We start from the raw sequence: 22,737 nt of genomic DNA on the forward strand, positions 1-22,737 counted from the left end.
GTGCCTCGCCACCCTTTGCTCTGCACCTATATATGCACCGGGGCCTCTTTGGCGGGCGTCGCCTCGGCGGGTGCAGAGCAAAGGGTGCGGGCAGGGTCGTCATCGGTGGCCGCGGCGGCACGCAGGAACTCGATCGACCGGGCCGCCACGGCGGGTGCGGCGTGCGAGTCGCGGGGCAACTCCACGGCGACCAGGCCGCGGTAGCCGGCGTCGCGCAGCGCGGCCAGCACCGGCGGAAAGTCGATCTCGCCGACGCCGAACTCCAGGTGCTCGTGCACGCCTCGGCGCATGTCGTCGATCTGCACGTTGACCAGGTGGTCGGCCACCTCGGCGACGCACTGCGGCACCGGCCAGGGCTCCAGGCACCGACAGTGGCCGATGTCGAGGGTGATGCCGAAGCGGGCCGGGTTGTCCAGTGCGGCGTGCAGCCGACGCCAGTCGGCGATGTCCTGCACCAGCATGCCCGGCTCCGGTTCGAAGCCGAGGGTGACGTCCGCGGTGTCGGCCGCGTCGACCACTGTGGCGCAGCCGGCCACCAGCCGGTCCCAGGCGCACTGCGGTGACACCGACTCGGGTCGGACACCGGCCCAGAACGAGACCGCCTCCGCACCCAGGTCGGCGCCGATCCGCACGGCCCGGCGGAGGAACTCGATCCGCCGGGTCGGGTCGTCGTGCAGCAACGTCGGGGCGTGCTTCTGCCACGGGTCGAGCAGGTAGCGGGCTCCGGTCTCGATGACCACCGCCAGGCCCAGCGACTCCAACCGTCGACTGACAGCGGCGACCCGGCGGGTGAGCCCGGGCGCGAACGGGTCCAGGTGGTCATGGTCCAGGGTGAGCGCCACCCCGTCGTAGCCGAGGTCGGCGATGACCGCGAGCGCGTCGTCGAGGCGGTGGTTGGCGAACCCGTTGGTGCCGTACCCGAGGCGCAGCGTGGTGGCGTCGGTGACCGGCGCACCGGGCCGTGGCTCGGGGACGCTCATGTCGGGGAGACCTTCCGGGCCAGTCGTCGACCCAGCGGCGCGGCCGCCGCGACGGCCACCCCGAGCAGACCTGCTCCACCCCGTGCGGTGAGCGCTCCCTGGAGGGCCGGCAACCCGGTGATCCCGGCGCCGACGGCCGCCCGGACCCGCTTGGCCGACGGGTCCCGGACAACCTCGGCCTGGGCCGCGCCGTACCGGGCGGCGTACCACCCGGCCAGCACCGCGGGCAGCAGCGCCGCGATCGTGGCCGACCGGCTGCGACCCGCGCGCACGCCGGTCTCGTCGACGGTCTCGGCCCGGTCGGTGACCCCGGCGGGGTTCGCGGTGCGGAAGGCGCCTGGCACGGCGACCGCGGCACTGGTGGCGACCAACGCGGTGCCGGCGAGGGTGCGCATCGGCAGGGTGGCGTCGGCGCCGGTGACCTCCCGGCGGGACAGCGCGGTGACCGTCCAGGTGTGCGCGGCGACGGTGGCCGCCGCCGGCAACGCCCGGGTGATCCGACCGCCGGACGCGCCGAGCAGCACGTCCAGCCCTCGGCAGGCGGCCATCACGGCCGGACCGGCCGCGGTGTTCTTGGCCAGCAGGTCGTACCCCCAGATGGTGGCGGCCAGCGGCACGGCGAGCGCGGCGGCGCGGCGACCGCCCACGGCGGCGGCCAGGCCCACGCCGGCGGCCGTGAGGCCTGCCGCGAGACCGACAGCGACGGCCGGCGTGACCCGCCCGCTCGGGATCGGCCGCTCGGGCCGTTCCTCGGCGTCCAGACCCCGGTCGGACCAGTCGTTGGCGGCCATGCCGGCCCAGTAGAGCAGCACCGATGCGCCGGCCAGGGCGGGGGTACGCGGGCTCAGCGCGCCCGCCGCCGCGGCCCCGGCGATCACGTCACCGGGCACCGAGAGCGCGGCCGGTGCCCGGACCAGCTCGGCGAGATCAGCCAACGTTGTCATGATCACTGTCCCCGCCGTCGTGCAGTTGCCGGGTGAAGGCGGTCAGCCGGGCCCACTGCTCGCCCAGCGAGTGGGTGGGCGTGCCCAGCGGGTCCTTGAAGAAGAAGCCCAGGTCGGCCAGCGGCCCCACCTGCCCGGCGGCGTGCGCGGCGGCGGTGAGTCGGGCCAGGTCGAGCACCAGCGGCGCGGCCAGCGCCGAGTCGCAACCGTGCCAGGTGAACTCCATCCGCATGCCGGTGCCGAGGAATCCACTGAAGGTGATCAGATCCCAGGCGGTCTTGAAGTCGCCCAGCTCCTCGACGTACTCGATGCGGGTGCCGCCCTGCGGGACGTAGCCCAGCGTCTCGCCGAGCACCCGCTGCTTGCTCTGCACCTTCGCCGCGTTCGCGGCCGGGTCGGCGAGGGTGGCGCCGTCGCCGCCGCCGAGCAGGTTGACCCCGGACCAGGAGCCCACTGCCAGGTTGCGCATCGCGAACATCGGCGCGAGCACCGACTTGACCAGGGTCTCCCCGGTCTTGCCGTCGTGCCCGGCGTACGGCAGTCGGGCCTCCTCGGCCAGCGCGGCCAGCGCCGGCAGCCGCAGCCCGGTGGACGGGGTGAAGTCGACGTACGGGCAGCCGGCGAGCACCGCGGCGTACGCGTAGAGAGAGCTGACCGGCAGCACCTCGTCCGGCCCGTCGAGAGCGGCGCGTAGCGCGGCCGGGTCGGCGTGCGCGGGGTGCGGTCGAGGGGCCGGCTCGGTGGCGGAGACGTTGACCACCACCACCCGGTCCAACTCGTGCCGGTCGCGGAAGCTGGTCAGGTCGCGGACCACTGCCTCGGCCCGCTCGGCCTGGGTGTCGCCGACCGGTGCGGGGCGCAGCTCCTGCTCGACCACGCCCAGTTCGTCGCGGAGCGCGGCGACCAACCGCCAGGGGATGACACCGGCGTCCGCGAGGGCCTCGGCGCGCTTGCACAGCGGGGTGGTGGCCAGGTCGTGTCCGCCGAAGACCAGGTCGGCGAAGGCCGGCAGGGCCGGGCCGCGCAGATCGGGAAGCTCGGTGACGCAGCCGGTGGGCCCGGCCAGGCCGGCCCGCAGCGCGAGCCCCCCGACGATGCTGGTGGTCGCGACGGAACCGCGCGCCCCTACCAGCCAGACACCTGTTCGCATGGTGCTCCTTCCCCATTTCCGAGGAACCGTCGGTACCGCTAAATATAGGAATATCAGAATATGTTTCGGAAAGATACGGCCCAGTTTCGGAAAAGTTTCGGGCCGGGTGGAATGGGCCCCGTCCGCTCGCCCCGCACCGGAACAGCACCGGCTCCCGACGTCGGCGTCGGCGGCGACGACGCCGGACCGGATCCCGGCAGGTGCGAGCAGACGGGGCTGGTAGGCAGGGTCGGGTCGGCGTCTCGACCCTGCCTCCCCCGCATCCGGCCGGTCGGGGCACTGGTGTGCCCCGGCCGGGCGTCTCAGGCCGCCGCGCCCACCGGAACACCGACCGAACCACTACCCGCCGGGAATCGGCGAGCGGGTGCGGTACGGGCGGGGGCGGCGGCGGGCGGTGTCATCAGGTCCTCCGGAGGTCACCGGTGGTGGCGGTCCTCCGGTGCGGCCGGGGAATCCCGGTCCGGTCGCACCGGACGACCGTCCTGCTCGTGCGCCACCGGGCCGTAGGGCCCGGCTGCACGCTCTCCGATGCCGACCTCTGTCCCGGCCACGGGGCGCAATCCGTGGCTGGTCCCTCGCCGGTCGGCTTCGGAAAGCCAGTCGGGCGATGGCGGTGCGAACACCGCCGTCGCGGATGGTCGATGGTCAGAGAGCCGCCGCGGTCAGGGTCGGTTCCACCTCGGCCCAGGAGGAGCCGAGCTCCGCCGAGCGGGCCACCGCGTCCAGCACCAGCTGGACCTGCAACGCGTCGGCGAAGGAGGGAGTCGGGTCGACACCGGTGGCGACCGCCTCGATGAAATCGCGCATCTCGTGCGTGAACGAGTGCTCGTAGCCGATGATGTGGCCCGGGGGCCACCACGCCGACATGTACGGGTGCTCGCCCTCGGTCACCAGGATGCGGCTGAAGCCCTGCTCCACAGTCGGGCGGGTCGCGTCGTAGAACTCCAGCTCGTTGAGGCGCTCCAGGTCGAAGACCACACTGCCCAGCGAGCCGTTGATCTCGACGCGCAGCGCGTTCTTCCGGCCGGTAGCGAACCGACTCGCCTCGTACGTGGCCAGGGCGCCACCGTCGAGTCGCGCCACGAAGACCGCGGCGTCGTCGACGGTGACCGTCCCGGTGGGCGCCTCGTGGCCGTCCACCGAGGCCGCCAGACCGCTCGACTCGGCGGGCAACGGCCGCTCCTTGACGAAGGTCTCGGTGACCGCGCTGACGCCGCTGATCCGCTGACCCGTGACGAACTGGGTCAGGTCGATGATGTGCGCACCGATGTCACCGAGCGCGCCGGAGCCCGCCCTGTCCTTCTGCAACCGCCAGACCAGCGGGAACTGCGGGTCCACGATCCAGTCCTGCAGGTACGTCGCACGGACGTGTCGAATCACCCCGAGCCGTCCGTCGGCGACCAACTGGCGCATCATCGCGACCGCGGGGACCCGGCGGTAGTTGAACCCGCACATCGACCGCACTCCGGAAGCCCGGGCGACGTCCGCCGCAGCGGTCATCGCCCGTGCCTCCTCCACCGAGTTGGCCAACGGCTTCTCGCACAGAACGTGCTTGCCCGCGGCCAACGCGGCGAGAGCGATCTCGGCGTGACTGTCGCCCGGTGTACAGATGTCGACAACGTCGATGTCATCCCGGTTGATCAGGTCACGCCAGTCGGTGGTGTACGCGTCCCAGCCGAGCGTGTCGGCGGCGTCCGCCACCTTCGCTGTGTCTCGGCCGCAGATCAACGCCATCCGGGCCCGCGTCGGCAGGTCGAACACGCGGTTCACGGTGCGCCACGCCTGTGAGTGCGCGGCGCCCATGAACGCGTAGCCGACCATGCCGACCCGCAGTTCTTTGTCTGTCGTGGACAAGGTGGGTCTCCCCCCGGTATGTCAGAACCCGAGCTTGTCGTAGCTGCTCGCGTTCTCCTTGGTGATCGTCTCCGAGGCCAGGGTCACTTCCTTGGGCACCTGCAGCTCCGTCAGGTCGCCCAGGCCCCGACCCTGCGCGATGAGCCGCGCGAGCGAGACCGCCGAGGAGGCCATCGACGGGTTGTAGGTGACAGTGGCCTTCAGCACGGTGTTGTCGGCCTTGATCGCGTCGATCGCGAGCTTGGAGCCCGCGCCGCCGACCATGAAGAACTCCGACCGGTTGGCCTGCTTGATGGCCGCGAGCACACCGATGCCCTGGTCGTCGTCGTGGTTCCAGACGGCGTCGATCTTCGGCAGCGCCTGGAGCAGCTGGGACGCCTCGCGCTGGCCGCTGTCCGAGGTGAACTCGGCCGAACGACGGTTGCGCACCGTGAACCCGTAGGTCGCCAGGGCGGCCTTGAAGCCTGCGCTGCGCTCGACGGTCAGCGGGATCTCCAGGCCGGCGATCTCACCGATGACCGGGTTGGCGACGCCCTTGTCCTTGAGCATCTTGCCGATGAAGTGACCGGCCGACACGCCCATGCCGTAGTTGTCGCCCTTGATGACCAGCCGCGAGGCCAGCGCGTCGGGGAACGCCCGGTCGAGGTTCACGATCGGGATGCCCGCCTGCATGGCCTGGAGGGCAACGGCGTTGACCTCCTTGCCGTCGTGCGGCAGCACGACGATGATGTCCGGCTTCTGGGCGATCAGGGTGCCGAGCGTGGAGCGCTGGGCCTCGGAGTTCGACCCACCGTCGACCTCCTTGAACTCCACGTCCGAGTAGGCCGCGGCCTGGGCCTTGGCGTTGGCGTGGATCGCGCCCATCCAGCCGTGGTCGGCGGCCGGGGCGGAGAAGCCGATGACGACCTTCTTGCCCGGGGCGTTGTTGCCCTCACTGTTTCCGGCGGCCTTGGTCTGGGTGCTGGCGGCCGGGGTCTCGTTGCTGGTGCAGGCAGTGAGGAGGGTGGCAGCGCCCACTGCGGCTCCACCGAAGAGCAACCGGCGGCGCGACAGGTCGCGACTGTGCTGGGTCATGAATGACCTCCTGGGAGCGGGATTTGACTTATCGAGGGTGTGCGAGGCCCGGCCACCGTCGAACGTTCTCGACGTCGCCAGGACAACGGTGCGGTGCGTCAGGTTGCGGTGGTGACCCTGTTCCGCGCGAGGAGCCGAGTGACGGACTTGAACTGGAACTGCTGGACCAGGACGGCGGCGACGATGATGCCGCCCTTGACCATGTTCTGCGCCTCGATGGAGAGGCCGTTGATGGCGAAGAGGTTCGTGATGGTGGCGAAGATGATGACGCCGAGCAGCGAGCCGACGATCGTGCCCCGGCCGCCGCTGAGCAGCGTCCCGCCGATGATCGCCGCGGCGATCGCGTCCAACTCGTACAGGTTGGCCATCGCCGCCTGCGCCGAGGTGGCCTGCGAGGTGAGCATGATGGCGGCGATACCGCAGCACAGACCGGAGAGCGCGTAGAGCAGCATGGTGTGCCGCCGGACGTTGATGCCGGCGAGCCGGGCCGCCTCCGGGTTACCGCCGACGGCGATGGTCCGCCGGCCGAAGGTCGTGCGGTTGAGCACCACCCAACCGGCCAGCACCACCGCGCCGAGGATGTAGACGAGGATCGGGATACCGATCACCTTGCGCGCGGCGATGTCGTTGATGAAGGTGCTGCTCGACACCTGGGTCTGCTTGTTGGAGATGGAAGCCGCGAGCCCCCGCGCGGCCACCAGCATCGCGAGCGTCGCGATGAAGGGGACCAGCCGCCCGTACGAGATGAGCACACCGTTGACGAGGCCGACGCAGACGCCGACCGCGAGGGCGGTGAAGATCATGCCGGCGGCGCCGTAGCTCTGGGTGGCCACTGTGGTGCACCAGACCCCGGCGAGCGCGACGATCGCGCCGACCGACAGGTCGATGCCACCACCGATGATCACGAAGGTCATCCCGACCGTGACCACGCCGACGACCGAGGCCAACTGGAGAATGGCCAGGACGTTGTTCCAGACCCAGTTCGGGTCGCCGTACAGGTCGGGCTTGGTGACCGCGCCGACCACGATGAGCGCGGCGAGCACCCCGATCAGGCCGAGGTTGCGCTTGGCACCGTCGCCACCGTCACCCCGCCACCAGGAAAGCTTGCCCCCGGATCCTGCTTTGTCGCTGGCCACCGCCGTCTCCGCCGGGTCCACCGGAGGCGACTGCGCCGGAAGCTGCGGGCGCTCCGGTGTCGCGGTGGGAGTGGGAGTCGCGTCGCTCATGCCGGTGCGCCTTCCATCAAGGACCCCGCCATCACGAGGTCAAGCACAGTGTTCTCGTCGAGTTCGCCGGCCGCGGCTTCGCGGACGACACGCCCTTCCCGCATCACCAGCACCCGGTCGGCCAGACCCAGCACCTCGGGCACCTCGCTGGAGACCAGCAGCACCCCCACGCCCTGAGCGGCCAATGCCCGGATTACCTGGTAGAGCTCGGCTCGGGCGCCCACGTCCACGCCTCGGGTCGGCTCGTCGAGAAGCAGCAACTTGGTGCCGCCGAGCAGCCAACGCCCGACCACCACCTTCTGCTGGTTACCGCCGGACAGCGTGCGTACCGGCCGGTCGACGTCCCGGGGCCGCAGCTCCAGGGTCTCCGCGATCCGGTCCGCCTCGGCGCGTTCCTTGGCGGCGTTGGTGAAGCCGAGGCGCGCGTACCGGCCGAAGGTGGCCAGCGTGACGTTGCGGTAGATCGGCTCGCCGAGCAGCAGGGCCTGGCTCTTGCGTTCCTCCGGGGCCATTCCCATGCCGGCGCGAACCGCAGCGCCGACGCCGGGCCGTAGGACCTTTCCGTCCATCTGCACCGTGCCGGCCTCCGGGAGGCGGGCACCGTAGATCGTCTCCAGTAGTTCGGAACGCCCGGAGCCGACCAGACCCGCGATGCCCACGATCTCCCCGGCACGCACGTTCAGCGACACGTCGGCGAACTCGCCGGTGCGGGTCAACCCCTGCACCTGGAGCAGCTCGGCGCCGGCGGGGTCGTCGGTCGGCCGGTCCGGGAAGACGTACTCGATGGTGCGGCCGGTCATCCGGCTCACCAGGTCGCGGGTCGGGGTGTCGCGCGCCGGCAGGTTCGCCGCCGTGGTCCGGCCGTCCTTGAGTACCGTGACCCGGTCGCCGATCTCGCGGATCTCCTCCAGGCGGTGGGAGATGTAGATGACGGCGATGCCCTGCGCGGTCAGCTCCCGGATGATCCGGAACAGGTTGCCGACCTCGTCGTGGGCCAGCACCGCGCTCGGCTCGTCCATGATGATCAGTCGCGCCTCGTGCGACAGCGCCCGCGCCATGCTGACGATCTGCTTGCCGGCCGCCGGCAGGGACCGGACCATCCGATTCGGCGGGATCTCACCGTGGCCGAGCCGGCTGAGGATCTGGCGGGTGTGCCGAGCCATCCGGCCGCGCCGGACGAAACCGAAGTTGCGGTACTCGTGCCCGAGGAACGCGTTCTCCGCCACCGACAGGTCCTCGACGAGGTCGAGCTCCTGGTAGATCGTGGCGATGCCCGCCTTCATGGCGGCCTGCGGGTTGGCGAACGTGGCCGGCTCGCCGCGCCACTCCACCAGCCCGGAATCCGGTTGGTGGACCCCGGCCAGCACCTTGATGAGGGTGGACTTGCCGGCGCCGTTCTGCCCGAGCAGGCAGTGCACCTCGCCGGCACGCACCTCCAGCTGCACGCCGTCGAGCGCGCGTACGCCGGGGAAGGTCTTCACCAGATCGGTGAGGCGCAGGACCACCTCGCCCGCGACGGTGTCGGCGGGAGCCTCGACCAGCGGCGCCTCGGCGACGGCCTCGGCCGACGCGGTGGCGGGGTCATCCTCGGGCAGAGCCACAGTCTCCTCCTCGCTCACGACGGAATCTCGAACAGCTTCATGCGGCTTCCCCGAAGGCGACGTCGCTGGCGAGCACCGCCGCGCCGGTGACACCGGCACGGCCGCCCAGCTCGGACAGGACGACGGGAAGGTTGCCGGTGGCCAGCGGCAGCGACCGCCGATAGACCACACTGCGGATCTCGGCGAGCAGGATGTGGCCCAGCTGCGCCAGCCCTCCACCGATCACGATCATGGACGGGTTGGTGAAGCTGACCAGACCGGCGAGCACTCCGCCGACCCGCCGTCCGCCGTCCCGGATGAGCTGGATGCAGGTCACGTCGCCCTCGACGGCGCCCTCGGCGACGTCGAGCGCGGTGACGACACCCCGCAGCGCCAGCCGCTCGGCCAGCGCCGGCGACGTCCCACTGCGGGCGGCGGCTGCGGCGTCCTTGGCCATCGCGGCGCCGCTGAACAGCGCCTCCAGGCAGCCGACGTTGCCGCAGGAGCACATCGGACCGTGCGAGTCGACCTGGATGTGGCCGATGTCGCCGGCACAGCCGTCGGTGCCCCGATAGACCTCGCCGGTGAGGTAGATGCCGCACCCGATGCCGGTGCCGATCTTCACGAAGAGGAAGTCGTCCACCGAGTGGGCGACCCCGCCGTGCCGCTCGCCGATCGCCATGATGTTGACGTCGTTGTCGACCACCGCCGGGCAGCCGTGCTCCCGGCTGAGCAGCTCACGCACCGGGAATCGGTCCCAGCCCGGCATGATCGGCGGTGAGACCGGCACGCCGTCGCGGAAGCTGACCGGGCCGGGTACGCCGATGCCGACGGCGTCCAGGCGCTCGTACGCGCCGTCGACCCGGGCCTTGTGCAGCAGCTCGTTCACTCGTTGCAGGGTCACCTTCGGGCCGCTGCGGATGTCGGCTGCCTCGGCGTAGTGGGCCACCGGTTCGAGGCGGCCGTTGACCACCTCGACGTCCATCGAACTGGCGCCGAGGTCGACGGCGGCGAAGCGCAGCTTCGGGTTCAGCTCGACAAGAGTCGAGCGGCGTCCGCCTCGGGACGCGGCCAGCCCGGCCTCGGCGACATAACCCAACGCCACCAGGCGATCCAGCTCAGCAAGCATGCGCGGACGCGGCATCTGGAGCCGGTCGCCCAGCTCGGCCCGGGACACAGCGCCCTCGTCGCGGAGCAGCCGCAACAGGCGCACGTGCAGGGGGTCGACGGTGCGCACCTGGGCCCCCTCTTCATTGGCAGCGTTCACATCGACGCAATGTCGGTGTGTTGTGTCCCACACAGTAAGAGCGTTCGACGCCGCCTGTCCAGAGCTTCAGCCGTTCCGAGACCAACTTTTGTCCGAAAGAACAAAAGCTACTAGTCGATCAAGGAAAGGATCACGGACCGGCCGCGTCCCCTCGCCAACAGTTCCATCGACGGACATGCAAACGCCCCGCCAGCCGATCCTCGGTGGCGGGGCGATTCGCGCGGGGCCGTCAGCGACGGCCGGCAGAATTTCGCTTCTTGCGGAGCTTGCGGTCGTCGCGCAGCTCGACGTACGGCTCGTCGTCAACGTCGTGACCCGCCTCGATGGCGCGGCCCCGCTCCAACTCGGCGTCGAACTCGGCCCCCAGCAGGATCGCGATGTTGCTCAGCCAGAGCCAGACCAGGAAGATGATCACCCCAGCGAGGGTCCCGTACGTCTTGTCGTACGAACTGAAGTTGCTCACGTAGAAGGCGAACAGGCCGGAGATCACCAACCAGATCACCACGGCCAGCACCCCGCCGGGGCTGACCCAGCGGAAGCCGCCGTGCCGCGCGTTCGGTGAGGCCCAGTAGAGGATCGCGAACATCAGGCTGACCAGGATCAGCAGCACCGGCCACTTCGCGATGTCCCACACCGCGACCGCCGTCGAGCCCAACCCGATCACGTCACCGACCGATTCGGCGAGACGCCCGGTGAAGACCACGATCACCGCGCTGACCAACAGCAACACCCCGACCACCGCGGTCACGCCGAGCCGGATCGGGAGCGTCTTCCAGATCGGCCGCCCCTCCGGCACGTCGTAGATGGTGTTCGAGGCGCGCATGAACGCGCCGATGTAGCCAGAGGCGGACCAGAACGCGGCCAACAGACCGATGATCGCCGCGATGCTGGCCAGGCCGCCGTTCTGCTGGGCGGTATCGATCGCACCCTCGATGATCTTCTGGATGCTGTCGTTCGGCACCGCCTGGTTGACGGTGTCCTTGACGCCCTCGGTAGCACTCTTGCCGAGCAGGCCGAGCAGGGAGATCAGCACCAGCAGGCCGGGGAAGATCGACAGCACCCCGTAGTAGGTCAGTGCCGCCGCCCAGTCGGTCAGGCTGTCGTCCTGGAATTCGCGGACCGTCCGGCGCAACGCCGCCTTCCAGCCGCTGCCGGGCAGGTCGGTGGGGCTGTCCGGCCCCGCGTCAGGCCCGACCGGCGCGTTCGCGGGATCATGCTCCCGCTCCCGCTGGGCGGAAGACTCGTCCGAGGCCATCGCCCCTCCTCTTCGTCGGTGGTGTCACCTCCGGACATGCCCCGTGAACGCGCGCACATAACCCCTACTTGTAGAGCAACCTGCCCATCCGTCGAGAGGCCACGTACAGGCCGACCGCCAGCATCGCCAGCAGGTAGAGCACGTCGAGCACCCAGACCCAGCCACCGCCGCCCAGCGCGACCCCACGGATCAGGTGCACCGACCGGTACAGCGGGGTGACCTCGACCAGCCAGTGCAGCAAAGTCGGGTAGGCCTGCGCCGGCACGAAGGTGCCGGAGAAGAGGAAGAGCGTGAACTGTGCGGAGCCCACCAGGTCGAAATCCTGCCAGCTGCGCATGAAGGTGGAGATCGCCATGCCGAGCGCCCCGAACGCGAACCCGACCAGCACCGCAGCCGGTAGGGCGGCCAACGCGCGGCCGACACTGGTCAGGTCCAGCGCGACCATCACCCCGAGGAACGCCACCGAGTAGGCGCTGCCCCGCAGCATCGCCCAGCCCAACTCGCCCACGGCGATCTCGAACGGCCGTACCGGGGTGGCGATCATCCCGTCGTACAGCTTCATGTACTTCATCTTGCCGAAGAAGTTGAAGGTCGTTTCCGAGAGCGCCCCGGTCATGGCAGAGGAGGCGAGCATCGCCGGAGCCACGAACTCGGCGTACGAGACCAGCCGCCCGTCGGGCAGCGGCAGGTCGCCGACCAGCGCGCCGACGCCCACCCCGATGGAGAGCAGGTAGAGCAGCGGCTCCACGAAGCCGGAGAGCAGCAGCAGCCAGTAGACCGACTTCAGCGCCGCGACGTTGCGCCCGACCACCGACGCCGACCGCCGGGACGCGGCGGAGACATCGACCAGCCGGGGCAGGATCAGCGTGACCACGACACCCTCTCTGCTTGCTCTTCGGGTTGCTCGTCAGACGACGAGCTTGCGACGGAACGCGCGCACCGCCTGCAACCAGCCGGCGACCGCCCAGGCGGCCAGGTAGAGCAGGTGCCCGGCGACCGACCACTGTGCGGCGACGCCGAGGGTGGCCGCGCGGCACAGGTCCACGGCGTGCCACAACGGTGTCGCGTACGCCAGCCAGCGCAGCGCCTCGGGCAACGACTCGACCGGGAAGAACACCCCCGCGAAGAGCGTCATCGGGATGACCGCGAACCGGAACAGCATCGCCAGCCAACTGTCGCTCGACACCGACGCCGCGTACGCGAAGGTCGGCGCGGCGACGGCCAGCACGAGCAGGGCGACCACCGGCAGGGTGGCCACCGCCCACGGCGACCGCAACGCCCCGAACAGCCCGGTGACCAGCAGGAACGCCACAATCGTGGTGAGCACCCGGAACAGCACGAACGCCAGGTGCCCGGCCACGATGTCACCCACCCGAAGCGGCGACGCGCCCTGCGCGAAGTAGGTCCTGACCCACTGGAAGTTGCTGAACACCGGCCAGGTCGAGTCACCGACCGTCACCTGGAGCGCGGTCGAGGCGATCAGCCCGGGGACCAACCAGTCGAGGTAACGCACCCCGCCGACACCCTGGTCGATGTAGGCGCCGACGCCCAGCCCGAACCCGACGACGGTGAGCACCGGCAGCAGGAACGACGAGAACACCCCGGCCCGCCAGGTGCGCCGCAGACCCACCAGGTAGTGCTCGAACACCGCGTACGCCGGCACCCAGGGGAACCGCGCCGCTCCCGTCACACTCACCCCGATCACCCCGCCCACCGCGCCGTCCACCACGACCTGTCTACCCAAGGGGTACGACAGACCGCCGGTCACCCTACGACGACCCCGCCGACGTGTCGCTCGGTTTCGCGCGGCCTGGCCCCCGTCGCCCCGGCCCGCCCGTTGATCGACTCGGTTTTCAGGAAGTCGCGGTGTCAGAGCCGCCCCAATGCCCCGACTTCCTGGAAGCCGAGTGGATCTGGACCGGCATGGCCGCTGGTCGGCTCCGCGAGTCCCCTCGGCAGCCGGTCAGGCCGGTCGGTACGCGCGGATCAGCGCCTGCACGGCGTAACCGAGCAGCAGCACTCCCGCGCCGACGCCGACCACCAGCCCGGCCGAGACCCCCGAGGCGAGGCCGGTGACGAGGCCCGCCGCGGCCACCGGGCACAGCGCGACACCGAGCGGGCGGAGCAGTGGATCCCGCAGGAGCGGGGCGAGCGGAAAGAAGTGCAGACCGACCACCAGGCAGACCAGCACCGGAACGTACTCGGACCAGTTGGCGGCGACCAGCACGGCCGCACCCAGCCCGGCGGCGGCGAACTCGGCCAGGACGATGAGCAGGTACGGGCGGTCGGCGGCCCGGTCCCGAGGGCTGGCGGCCCCCCGCAGTCGGGCGGACAGCACACCGCCCAGCGCGGCGGTGAGCAGTGCGACGAGGCTGCCCACCACGAGCAGGGCCCGCATGATCCACTCGAGTCTCAGGAAATCGGGCTGTCCGCTGCGCCGTATCACCCCGACTTGCAGGAAGCCGAGTGGATCAGTCGACCAGGGTGCGGCCGGTCAGGTGCAGGAAGACATCCTCCAGGCCGCTGCGCCGGACCAGCACGTTCGCCGGCTGAAGCCCCAGCGCGGTGACCTCGGCGACCGCCGCGTCGCCGTCGGGTACGTAGAGCAGGACCCGGTCGGGCAACACCTCGACCCGCTCCCCCAGCCCGTCGAGCTTGCCGGCGAACGGTTCCTGCGACTCGGCGGTGAAGCGCAGCTCGACCACCTCGCGGGTCGAGTGCTGCTCGATCAACGCGCGGGGCGAGCCCTCGGCGACGATCCGGCCGCCGTCCATCACCACCAGCCGGTCACAGAGCTGCTCGGCCTCGTCCATGTAGTGGGTGGTGAGCACCAACGTGACGCCCTGCTGCTTGAGCCGGAACAGCCGCTCCCACACCAGGTGCCGGGCCTGCGGGTCCAGCCCGGTGGTCGGCTCGTCGAGCAGCACGATCTCCGGATCGTTCACCAGCGCTCGGGCGATGGTCAACCGACGCTTCATGCCACCGGACAGCGGCTCGACCTTGCTGTCGGCCCGTTCGGTGAGCTGAACGAAGTCGAGCAGCTCGGCGGCGCGCTCCCGGGCCGCCCGGCGGGAGATGCCGAAGTAGCGGGCGTAGACGGTCAGGTTTTCCCGGACGGTCAGCTCCGGATCGAGATTGTCCAGCTGGGGGCACACCCCGAGGCGCGCCCGGATGGCCGGCCCGTCAGCCACCGGATCCATGTCGAGGATGCGCAGCTCACCCGCGCTGGGTGGGGAGATGCAGCCGACCATCCGCATGGTGGACGACTTGCCCGCACCGTTGGGCCCGAGGAAGCCGAACGCCTCACCCGGGCGAACCTCGACGTCGATGCCGTCCACGGCGGTGAAATCGCCGAACCGCTTCACCAGCCCGCGAGCCTGAATCAGTGGTCGCCCCGAAGTCACCGCCCGACCCTAACCGCCCGGTCCGACACCCCTCCACGCACATATCCGCCGGCGACCGGCCGATCACAGTGACTTCCGTACCACCGACGGCGAAACGCCGATCGATGCCCCACCCGTCAGCCAATCGACGTGTATCGTCCTTCCGTGCCGCCCATCAGCTCGCCCGATGGTTCACAGTCACGTGCCCGACCAGCCAACTCTTCCGTTGACGGGCCCGCAGCGAGCCCCGGCGGGCCACCCCGACCGCGATCTGAAGCCGAGCCGAGCGACCCGAGCGTCGCCGAGCAGGCTACTCGGGACCTGGCCGCCCAGTTCGAGGACGAGAAACCAGGGCGGGTGCTCTCCGGGCCGGCGGGTCTGCTCCTCACCGTGGCGGCGCTGGCGGTCGGCGCTCTCGCCCTGTGGCAGGTGTTCCGCCCCCTGTCGCAGGGCAGCAAGTATTACCTGATCATCTTCCTGGCCGGCGTACTCCCGCTGGTCTTCCTCGCCTACCCGTCCGACCTGCGGCTGCCGGCCCGCCTACGCGCCCGGCGACCACGCGCCGACCGGGCCGAGGCCACCGGGAGCGACAGCGACGGGCGCGTCAGGGCACCCGCGTCGACGCGGCCCACAGTGACCGACTGGGCTCTGAGCGCCCTGGCGGTCGCGGCCTGCCTCTACCCCGTCCTGCCGATCCGGATCGGCAGCGGTGGCGGCGGCTACAACGCGTTCCTCGACCGGCAGGGCCTGCTGGCGGCGACGGATCTGGTGCTGGGCACCGTCCTCTTGCTCCTGCTGCTCGAAGCGTGTCGACGTGCCACCGGTTGGATCCTGCCGGCGGTCTGCCTGCTGTTCCTCGGCTACGGCTACTACGGCGGGTTGTTGCCGCAGTCCTGGCCGGTCGCGCACGCCGGGCTCGACTTCAGTCAGCTGGTCGACGCGTTCTACAACTCCGACAGCGGCTTCTACGGCACGCCGCTCGACGTGGCCGCCTCGTACATCGTGCTGTTCACCATCTACGGCGCGGTGCTGGAGTTGTCCGGGGCCGGGCGGTTCTTCGTCGACTTGTCGGCCGCGGCGTTCCGACGTTCCCGGACCGCCGCCGGGCGGACGGCGGTGGCCTCGGGTTTCCTGCTCGGCACCGTCTCCGGCTCCGGCGCGGCGACGACGGTGAGCATCGGCGCGGTCACCTGGCCGCTGCTGCGCCGCGCCGGCTACCCACCGGAGCGGGCCGGCGGCATGCTGGCCGCGGCCGGGGTGGGCGCGATCCTCTCCCCGCCAACCCTGGGTGCGGCGGCGTTCATCATCGCCGAGTACCTGGGCGTCTCGTACCTCCAGGTGCTGGGCTGGGCAACGGTACCGACGGTGCTCTACTACCTCGGCATCCTGCTCGCCGTGGAGATCGACGCCCGCCGCTCCGGCGTACGCCCGGTGGTGATCGACGTCGGCTCGCCCTGGCGGCTGCTGGCCCGGTTCGGCTACCACTTCGCCTCACTGATCGCCATCATCGTGTTCCTCGCCATCGGTGTGTCCGCGACAAGGGCCGTCGTGTTCGCCATCGTCCTCGCCGTCGTGCTCTCCTATCTGGACCGGGCGCACCGACTCACCCCGGGCCGGCTGGTGACCGCGCTCGTCACCGGCGTACGCGGCGTCCTCGCCGTCACCGCGGTCTGCGCCGCCGCTGGCATCATCACGGCGACCACCACGAAGACCGGCCTCGGGCCGCAGGCGGCGGCGCTGCTGATCGGCGGGGCGCAGGCGGCCACGTCGGACCCGACCCTGGTGCTGGTGCTCACCGCGCTGCTCGCCGCCGTCGCGCTCAGCCTGCTGGGCCTGGCCGTGCCGGTCACCGCGTCGTTCGTGATCGGTTGGGTGATCGTCGGTCCGGCCCTGCTCGACCTGGGCGTCACCGCGCCGGCGGCGGCGATGTTCGTCTTCTACTTCGCGGTGCTGTCCGAGGTGTCCCCACCGACCGCGCTCGCCGCGGTGGCCGCCGCCGCGGTCACCGGCGGCCGGCTGGTGCCGACCATGTGGCAGACCCTGCGGTACGCGCTGCCGGCCTACCTGACCCCGATCGCGTTCGTCATCACGCCGGCCGGGCTCGGCCTGCTCGGCATCGGTGGCGTCCAGCGGATCGCCTTCGCCGCCGGCGTCACAGCGCTCAGCGTGGCGGTGCTCGCCGTCGCCGCCGGTGGCTGGCTGCCCGGTGTGGGCCCGGCCGGCGTACCGGAACGGGTGCTGGGCGCTCTCGCCGGCGTCACATTGCTCTGGCTCGAACCCGTGCCGGTCACTGTCGGCGCGGCGCTGGCCGCCGTGGCGGCGGCGGGCGTGTTCGTCCGACGCGGCGCCGCCGGCCGACCACTGTCCGATCCTGTGGAGGAGAAACTGTGAGACGAATCGACGTACGGCTCGCGGCGGGCCTCAGCGTGCTCGCCCTCGTCGCGGGTTGCGGAGGTCAGCAGGGCGGCGCGGCCACTGACGACACGGCCAGCGAGGTCACCTGCGAGGTGACCAAGGAGACCCGCGTCGGCATCGCCACCGGCAACGCGACAGGCGTCTACTACGTGGTCGGCAACGCCCTGGCCGGGCAGTTGTCCGAGGCGACCGGCGGCAAGCTCACCGGCACCGCCGCCGAGACCGGCGCCTCGGTGCAGAACGTCGAGCAACTGGTCGCTGGCCAGTACGACGTGGCGTTCTCGCTGTTCGACACGGCGGTCAACGCGGTGGAGGGCAAGGGCACCTTCACCGCGCCGCAGCCGGTGCAGGCGCTGACCCGCATCTACGACAACTACACGCAGGTGGTGGTCCGCAACGACGCCGGGATCACCTCGGTGGCCGACATGCGCGGCAAGCGGATCTCCACCGGCTCACCGAAGTCCGGCACCGAGGTGATCGCGAACCGGCTGTTGCAGGCCGCCGGTCTCGACCCGGCCAAGGACATCCGGGCGCAGCGACTGGATCTCACCAAGACTGTCGAGGGGATCAAGGACGGCAGCGTCGACGGCTTCTTCTGGTCCGGTGGTCTGCCCACCGGTGGCCTCACCGACCTGTTCACCACGGCCGGCGACTCGGTGAAGTTCGTCGACATCTCGCCGTTGCTGCCGAAGATGACCGTGCTGAGCCCCGGCTACCAGGAGGGCACGATCGGCCGGGACGTGTACAAGACGGCCAGCGACACCCCGACCATCGTCGTGCCCAACGTGCTGCTGGTCCGCAAGGACCTGGACGCCAACGTGGCCTGCGCGATCACCCGGACGGTGTTCGACAAGCGCGACGCTCTGGCCCAGGCCAACCCGGCGGCCAAGGGGATCACACTGGAAAAGGCCCGCCGGACCCTGCCGGTGCCACTGCACCGCGGCGCCGAAAAGGCGCTGAACGACCTCGGCGCGAACTGACCCGACCGGTCAGCCGTCGGCCGGCGCGGTGGCGGCGCGGGCCACACCGACCAGCCGGTCGGTGTCGGCGAGCACTGCCTCGTCATCGGTCGGAGTGCCGGGGTCGAGTCGGACCGTCCAGGTCAGACCGTCGACCCCGGCCACGCGTCGGGCCGCGACCCGCGCCGCGCCGCCGGGCACCGGCTGGTGCTCGGTGTACGCGACCGAACGGGTCACCCGGGCCCGCACCTGGTGCGGCAGCTCCCCCGGGTCGAGCAGCAGGTACGTCTCGGCCGGACCGTCGGCGACCACGGTGTAGCCGTCGCGCTCGACGACGGGCTCGGCGGGGGTGACTGTCAACTGCCGGCCGGACCAGACCGCCTTGAGGATGGTGTGCCAACCGAGCCGGTGCCCTCGACCGGGCAGCCACAACCCGAGGTTCGTGGCGACCACCACCCCGTCGCCCTCGCCGTTGCCGGCGGCGGCCCAGGCCACCACCCGCTCGTCGGCGGTCAGCGGCGGCCGGTCGGCCGGCGGCAGCTTCGGCTTGCGGCTGAACAGTCCCATCTAGAGGCCTCCCGCAGCCTGCTCGCGCAACGCCCGGGCGTGCTGCTCCAGGGACAGCAGCTCACCGAAGGCGGCGAAGTACTCGTCCTTGTTGTTGACCGGGTTGATCCGCTGGATGCGTGACTTGAGGTCCCGGACCCGGGCGGTCACCGACCCGAACTGCACCCGGGCCATGGTGATCGACACGTAGCGCGGGTCCGGTTCGCCGTCGATCCGCAGTGGTTCGACGGCCAGCTCACCGACCAGCGCCGCTGCCGCCAGGTCCTCGCAGGCGTCGCGGACCGACTCGATCCAGACCGCGCCGCCGGTCGCCGACACGGCACCACCGGCCGCCGCGATGGCCGTACGCACCGCGACGTGCACCGGGTGGCGGTATTCGGTGGCCTCGATCGTGTCGAACATCGGCCCGGCCAGGACCGGTTGCTGGAGGGCGAGTTTGAGCGCCTCCCGCTCGACCATCGACTGCGGGCTGTCCACCGCCGGTTCGGGGCGGGCGGAGGTCGGCCGGGCGGCGGGGGCGGCCTCGCGGGTGCCGGACGGCGCGGTGTTGCCGGCGGCGAGCACCGCCCGCTGCACCGGTTCGATCTCCATGCCGAGGTCCATGGCGAGCTTGCGGACGTACTCCGGGCGCTTCTCCCGGTCCTTCAGGCGCGCGACCAGCGGCGCGGCGTGGCGCATCGCCTCGACCCGGCCGTCGACGGTGTCCAGGTCGAAGCGGCTGATCACGTGCCGCAGCGCGAAGTCGACGAGCGGCTCACGGCGGGCGACCAGGTCACGCACCGCCAGGTCGCCCTTGGCCAGCCGCAGGTCGCACGGGTCCATGTTGTCCGGGCTGACCGCGATGAACGTGCGCCCGACGAAGCGCTGGTCGTCTTCGAAGGCGCGCAGCGCGGCCTTCTGCCCGGCGGCGTCACCGTCGAAGGTAAAGATGATCTCGCCGGCCACCTCGTCGCTGTCGAACAGGAGCCGGCGCAGGACGGAGATGTGGTCCGCGGCGAAGGCGGTGCCGCAGGTCGCCACCGCGGTGGTCACCCCGGCCAGGTGACAGGCCATCACGTCGGTGTAACCCTCGACGATCACCGCCCGACCCTGCTTGGCGATCTCCCGCTTGGCCTGGTCGATGCCGTAGAGCACGTGCGACTTCTTGTAGATCGGCGTCTCGGGCGTGTTCAGGTACTTCGGGCCGTCGTCGTCATCGAAGAGCTTGCGCGCGCCGAAGCCGATCACGTCGCCGGCGAGGTCGCGGATCGGCCAGAGCAGCCGGCGACGGAACCTGTCGATCAGGGTGCCGGAACGGGACTCCCGGGACAGCCCGGCGGTGACCAGCTCCTGGTGGGTGAAGCCCTGCTGGCGCAGGTGCTTGGTGAGCGGGTCCCAACCCTCCGGCGCGAAGCCACAGCCGTAGCGCTCGGCGGCGGCCCGGTCGAAGCCCCGGCGGGCCAGGAACTCCCGTGCCGCCCGCGCGCCGGCGGTGCTCAGTTGCGCGCTGTAGAACTCGACGGCGGCGGCGTGCGCGGCGACCAGGCGCTGCCGCTGACCCTGCTGCGGGCGGGGACGCGGGGTGCCCTTGTCGTCTTCGATGTAGCGCAGTTGGATGCCGGCGCGGCCAGCCAGCCGCTCGACGGACTCCACGAAGCTGAGATGGTCGGCGTCCATCAGGAACTTGATCGCGTCCCCGCCGGCCCCGCAGCCGAAGCAGTACCAGACGTTGCGGGCCGGGGACACGTTGAACGACGGACTCTTCTCGTCGTGGAACGGGCACAGACCCTTGAGGTTGCCGCCGCCAGCGGACTTCAGGGTGACCGTCTCGGAGATCACATCCCCGATCGAGGTGCGTTCCCGGACCAGTGCGATGTCCTCGTCCCGGATCCGCCCAGCCATGCGCCACCCCCTCGCCGTACATCCTGCCCTGCCGGACCGACGACACGCCGGCCGGGGGACGCCGGTGTGGCGGCGGCCGCTGCCGGCTCGGCGGTTCCGGCCCGCCGGCCGGGTCCGCGCGGGGACCATGACCAGATGCGCCGGGTACGCAGCCAAGCCCCCCGCCTGCCGAGATGGCTGGCCGGCCGGGTCGGGCTGCCCGAACAGACCCCGGGTGCGGACGAGGCCGGACACCGCCACGCCACCTGGCTGGAGCTCTTCCTCGACATCATTTTCGTGTACGCGCTGGCGGCGGTGGTGGCTCGGCTGGGTGACGAGCCGAGCCCGTCGCCGACCGACGTACTGGCCGTGATCGGGCTCTTCGTGGTGATTCAGTGGGCCTGGATGGGACAGGTCTACTACGACACCCGGTTCGACCCGGACGACGCGCTGCACCGGGTGCTGGTGCTCGTCGCGCTCGTGGGCGCGGGCGCGATGACCCTCGGGGTCGACGAGGTGCCGGAGAGCGTCCTCCTGCCCATCGGGTACCTGATCGTGCGGGGTGTGCTGCTCCTGCTGTACCTACGCGCCCGTTCCACCAGCCCGATGGCCCGGATGGTGACGACCATCTACCTGGTCGGCTTCGGGTCGGGCTGGTTGATCTGGTTGGTGTCGCTGATCGTGCCCACCGAGCTGCGGCCCGTCCTGTGGATCGTCGCCATGGTGATCGAACTGTCCACGCCCTGGGTCGGGGCGCGTTGGCTCAACCGCTGGCCGGTGGACAACAGGCACCTGCCGGAACGGATCGGGCAGTTCACCATCATCGTGCTGGGTAGCGCGCTGGCCAGCCTGCTCTTCGCCGTGCCGGACCATCCCCCGCCACACATGATCCTCACCGCCGCGTTGGCCTTCCTGATCCCGGCGGCCGTCTGGTGGGTCTACACCACATTCGTCACCACCCGCCTGCTCCAGCGCCGGCTGCGCGGCGGACAGGCGTACAGCTACCTGCACATTCCGCTCGGCGGTGCGCTGCTGCTGCTCGGCTGGTCACTCGGGCAGGTGGTCCGGCTGGTCGACGACGACGCCAACCACCTGCCGCTGGAGTTGCGGCTGCTGCTCGGCGCGTCGATGGTGATCTGGACGCTCTGCGGTCTCGCCCTGTACTGGCTGTGGACCCGGCCGAGCGCCGCCCGGTTCGCGATCGCCGTCTACGGGGTGGTCTCGGTCTCGCTGATCACCGTGACTGTGCACCAACCGAGGCTGATGCTGTCGCTGCTCTCCCTGGCCGTCGTCGGATACGCCGTCCTGGTCAGCCGGCGACTGGCCAAGGCCGGTCAGGCGAACCAGACGCCCGAGGGCTGAGCGGCGCTCAGGCCACAGCGGCCGGCTCGGCGACGCTCGTCTCCTCGGCCGCCACCTGCTGGTTCCAGTCGGCCTTGGTGGAACGCCAGCCCTCGTCGTCCATGCCCCGCCGCCAGTAGCCGGAGATGGAGAGCCGGTCGAGGGGAACGCCCCGCTCACCGCGCAGCAGCCGGCGCAACTCCCGGACGAAGGCGGCCTCGCCGTGCACGAAGGCGTGCACCTGGCCGGCCGGGAACTCCAACGCGCGTACCGCCGCGACCAGCGCCTCACCAACCGGGCGTTCGCCGCGGTGCAGCCAGGTCAACTCGACCGCCCCGGGGCTGAGCAGCTTCTGCTCCTCCGCCGGATCGGCGATCTCCACGAAGACGTGGGCCGGGGCACCCAGCGGGAGGCGCTCCAGCGCGGCGGCAATCGCCGGCAGGGCGCTCTCGTCACCGGCCAGCAGGTGCCAGTCCGCGTCCGGGTTCGGGGCGTACGCGCCGCCGGGGCCGACGAAGTGCACCGGATCGCCGGGACGCAGCGCGGCGGCCCACGGGCCGGCCAACCCCTCGTCGCCGTGGTGCACCACGTCGACGGTCAGCTCCCCGGCCAGCGGATCCCAGCGCCGCACGGTGTACGCGCGCAGCCGGGGCCACTGCTCCCGGGGCAGGTCCCGGCGGATCGCGGCGAGGTCCAACGGCTGCGGGTACGCGACGTTCGGCTGCGGGAACACCACCTTGATGTAGTGGTCGGTGAACTCGCCCACCGGCAGGCCGACCAGTTCGTCCCCACCGAGGACGAGCCGGATCAGGTGCGGGGTGGGCCGCTCGGTGCGCAGCACCCGGGCCGAGGTGACGTTCCTGGGGCGTTCCGTCATGTCAG

General features: G+C 71.1%; 18 protein-coding genes and 1 pseudogene. 3 read left to right on the forward strand and 16 right to left on the reverse strand.

The genetic code is table 11. The features are described 5' to 3' along the window. Window positions 1-26: 26 nt before the first annotated feature. From AB0B68_RS13450 to AB0B68_RS13510, 13 genes are all read right to left on the reverse strand, one after another. A complete protein-coding gene (locus AB0B68_RS13450; protein WP_357205790.1) occupies window positions 27-980 on the reverse strand; it encodes a sugar phosphate isomerase/epimerase family protein in 954 nt (317 codons plus the stop codon). Beyond that, window positions 977-1,924, reverse strand: a complete 948-nt coding sequence (locus tag AB0B68_RS13455; RefSeq protein ID WP_357260081.1) for an SCO3242 family prenyltransferase — start codon at window positions 1,922-1,924, stop codon at window positions 977-979. The genes AB0B68_RS13450 and AB0B68_RS13455 overlap by 4 nt, the downstream gene beginning before the upstream one ends. Then, entirely contained in the window at window positions 1,908-3,074 is a 1,167-nt protein-coding gene (locus AB0B68_RS13460; protein WP_357260085.1) for an inositol-3-phosphate synthase, read from the reverse strand. Before AB0B68_RS13460 ends, AB0B68_RS13455 begins: the two co-directional genes overlap by 17 nt. Before the next feature lie 645 nt (window positions 3,075-3,719). Next, entirely contained in the window at window positions 3,720-4,928 is a 1,209-nt protein-coding gene (locus AB0B68_RS13465) for a Gfo/Idh/MocA family oxidoreductase (protein ID WP_357206719.1), read from the reverse strand. 21 nt (window positions 4,929-4,949) lie between these two features. Further along, window positions 4,950-6,002: a substrate-binding domain-containing protein gene (locus AB0B68_RS13470; RefSeq protein WP_357206721.1), complete on the reverse strand. Its 1,053-nt coding sequence runs from the start codon at window positions 6,000-6,002 to the stop codon at window positions 4,950-4,952. Between the two features lie 98 nt (window positions 6,003-6,100). Then, on the reverse strand, window positions 6,101-7,228 hold the full coding sequence (locus AB0B68_RS13475; RefSeq protein ID WP_355009798.1) for an ABC transporter permease: 1,128 nt from the start codon (window positions 7,226-7,228) through the stop codon (window positions 6,101-6,103). After that, window positions 7,225-8,733, reverse strand: a complete 1,509-nt coding sequence (locus tag AB0B68_RS13480; RefSeq protein ID WP_357206734.1) for a sugar ABC transporter ATP-binding protein — start codon at window positions 8,731-8,733, stop codon at window positions 7,225-7,227. The genes AB0B68_RS13475 and AB0B68_RS13480 overlap by 4 nt, the downstream gene beginning before the upstream one ends. A 133-nt stretch (window positions 8,734-8,866) precedes the next feature. Beyond that, on the reverse strand, window positions 8,867-10,045 hold the full coding sequence (locus AB0B68_RS13485) for an ROK family protein (RefSeq protein ID WP_357206724.1): 1,179 nt from the start codon (window positions 10,043-10,045) through the stop codon (window positions 8,867-8,869). 259 nt (window positions 10,046-10,304) lie between these two features. Further along, on the reverse strand, window positions 10,305-11,330 hold the full coding sequence (locus tag AB0B68_RS13490) for a YihY/virulence factor BrkB family protein (protein ID WP_357206726.1): 1,026 nt from the start codon (window positions 11,328-11,330) through the stop codon (window positions 10,305-10,307). A gap of 64 nt (window positions 11,331-11,394) precedes the next feature. Next, a complete protein-coding gene (locus tag AB0B68_RS13495) occupies window positions 11,395-12,204 on the reverse strand; it encodes an ABC transporter permease (RefSeq protein ID WP_357206728.1) in 810 nt (269 codons plus the stop codon). Window positions 12,205-12,237: 33 nt separating this feature from the next. Continuing rightward, window positions 12,238-13,035 (reverse strand): ABC transporter permease, encoded by a 798-nt coding sequence (locus tag AB0B68_RS13500; RefSeq protein WP_357260127.1) that lies wholly within the window; start codon window positions 13,033-13,035, stop codon window positions 12,238-12,240. Window positions 13,036-13,293: 258 nt separating this feature from the next. Continuing rightward, entirely contained in the window at window positions 13,294-13,728 is a 435-nt protein-coding gene (locus AB0B68_RS13505; protein WP_357260088.1) for a hypothetical protein, read from the reverse strand. Between the two features lie 73 nt (window positions 13,729-13,801). After that, on the reverse strand, window positions 13,802-14,734 hold the full coding sequence (locus AB0B68_RS13510; protein WP_357206732.1) for an ATP-binding cassette domain-containing protein: 933 nt from the start codon (window positions 14,732-14,734) through the stop codon (window positions 13,802-13,804). A gap of 336 nt (window positions 14,735-15,070) precedes the next feature. Between AB0B68_RS13510 and AB0B68_RS13515 the strand changes: the two genes are divergently transcribed. Continuing rightward, window positions 15,071-17,104: a TRAP transporter fused permease subunit gene (locus tag AB0B68_RS13515; protein WP_357260091.1), complete on the forward strand. Its 2,034-nt coding sequence runs from the start codon at window positions 15,071-15,073 to the stop codon at window positions 17,102-17,104. Beyond that, entirely contained in the window at window positions 17,101-18,108 is a 1,008-nt protein-coding gene (locus tag AB0B68_RS13520; RefSeq protein WP_357260094.1) for a TAXI family TRAP transporter solute-binding subunit, read from the forward strand. Before AB0B68_RS13515 ends, AB0B68_RS13520 begins: the two co-directional genes overlap by 4 nt. 9 nt (window positions 18,109-18,117) lie before the next feature. Here AB0B68_RS13520 and AB0B68_RS13525 read toward each other — a convergent pair whose 3' ends face one another. Continuing rightward, on the reverse strand, window positions 18,118-18,654 hold the full coding sequence (locus AB0B68_RS13525; RefSeq protein WP_357207079.1) for a hypothetical protein: 537 nt from the start codon (window positions 18,652-18,654) through the stop codon (window positions 18,118-18,120). Then, window positions 18,655-20,557, reverse strand: a pseudogene (gene dnaG, locus AB0B68_RS13530) (DNA primase). A 113-nt stretch (window positions 20,558-20,670) separates the two neighbouring features. Between dnaG and AB0B68_RS13535 the strand changes: the two are divergent. Further along, on the forward strand, window positions 20,671-21,876 hold the full coding sequence (locus AB0B68_RS13535) for a low temperature requirement protein A (RefSeq protein WP_357260096.1): 1,206 nt from the start codon (window positions 20,671-20,673) through the stop codon (window positions 21,874-21,876). Window positions 21,877-21,883: 7 nt separating this feature from the next. Here AB0B68_RS13535 and AB0B68_RS13540 read toward each other — a convergent pair whose 3' ends face one another. After that, entirely contained in the window at window positions 21,884-22,732 is an 849-nt protein-coding gene (locus AB0B68_RS13540; RefSeq protein WP_357260098.1) for a siderophore-interacting protein, read from the reverse strand. Window positions 22,733-22,737: the final 5 nt, after the last annotated feature.

Source organism: Micromonospora sp. NPDC049049 (assembly GCF_040649115.1).
Classification (GTDB): Bacteria; Actinomycetota; Actinomycetes; order Mycobacteriales; family Micromonosporaceae; genus Micromonospora.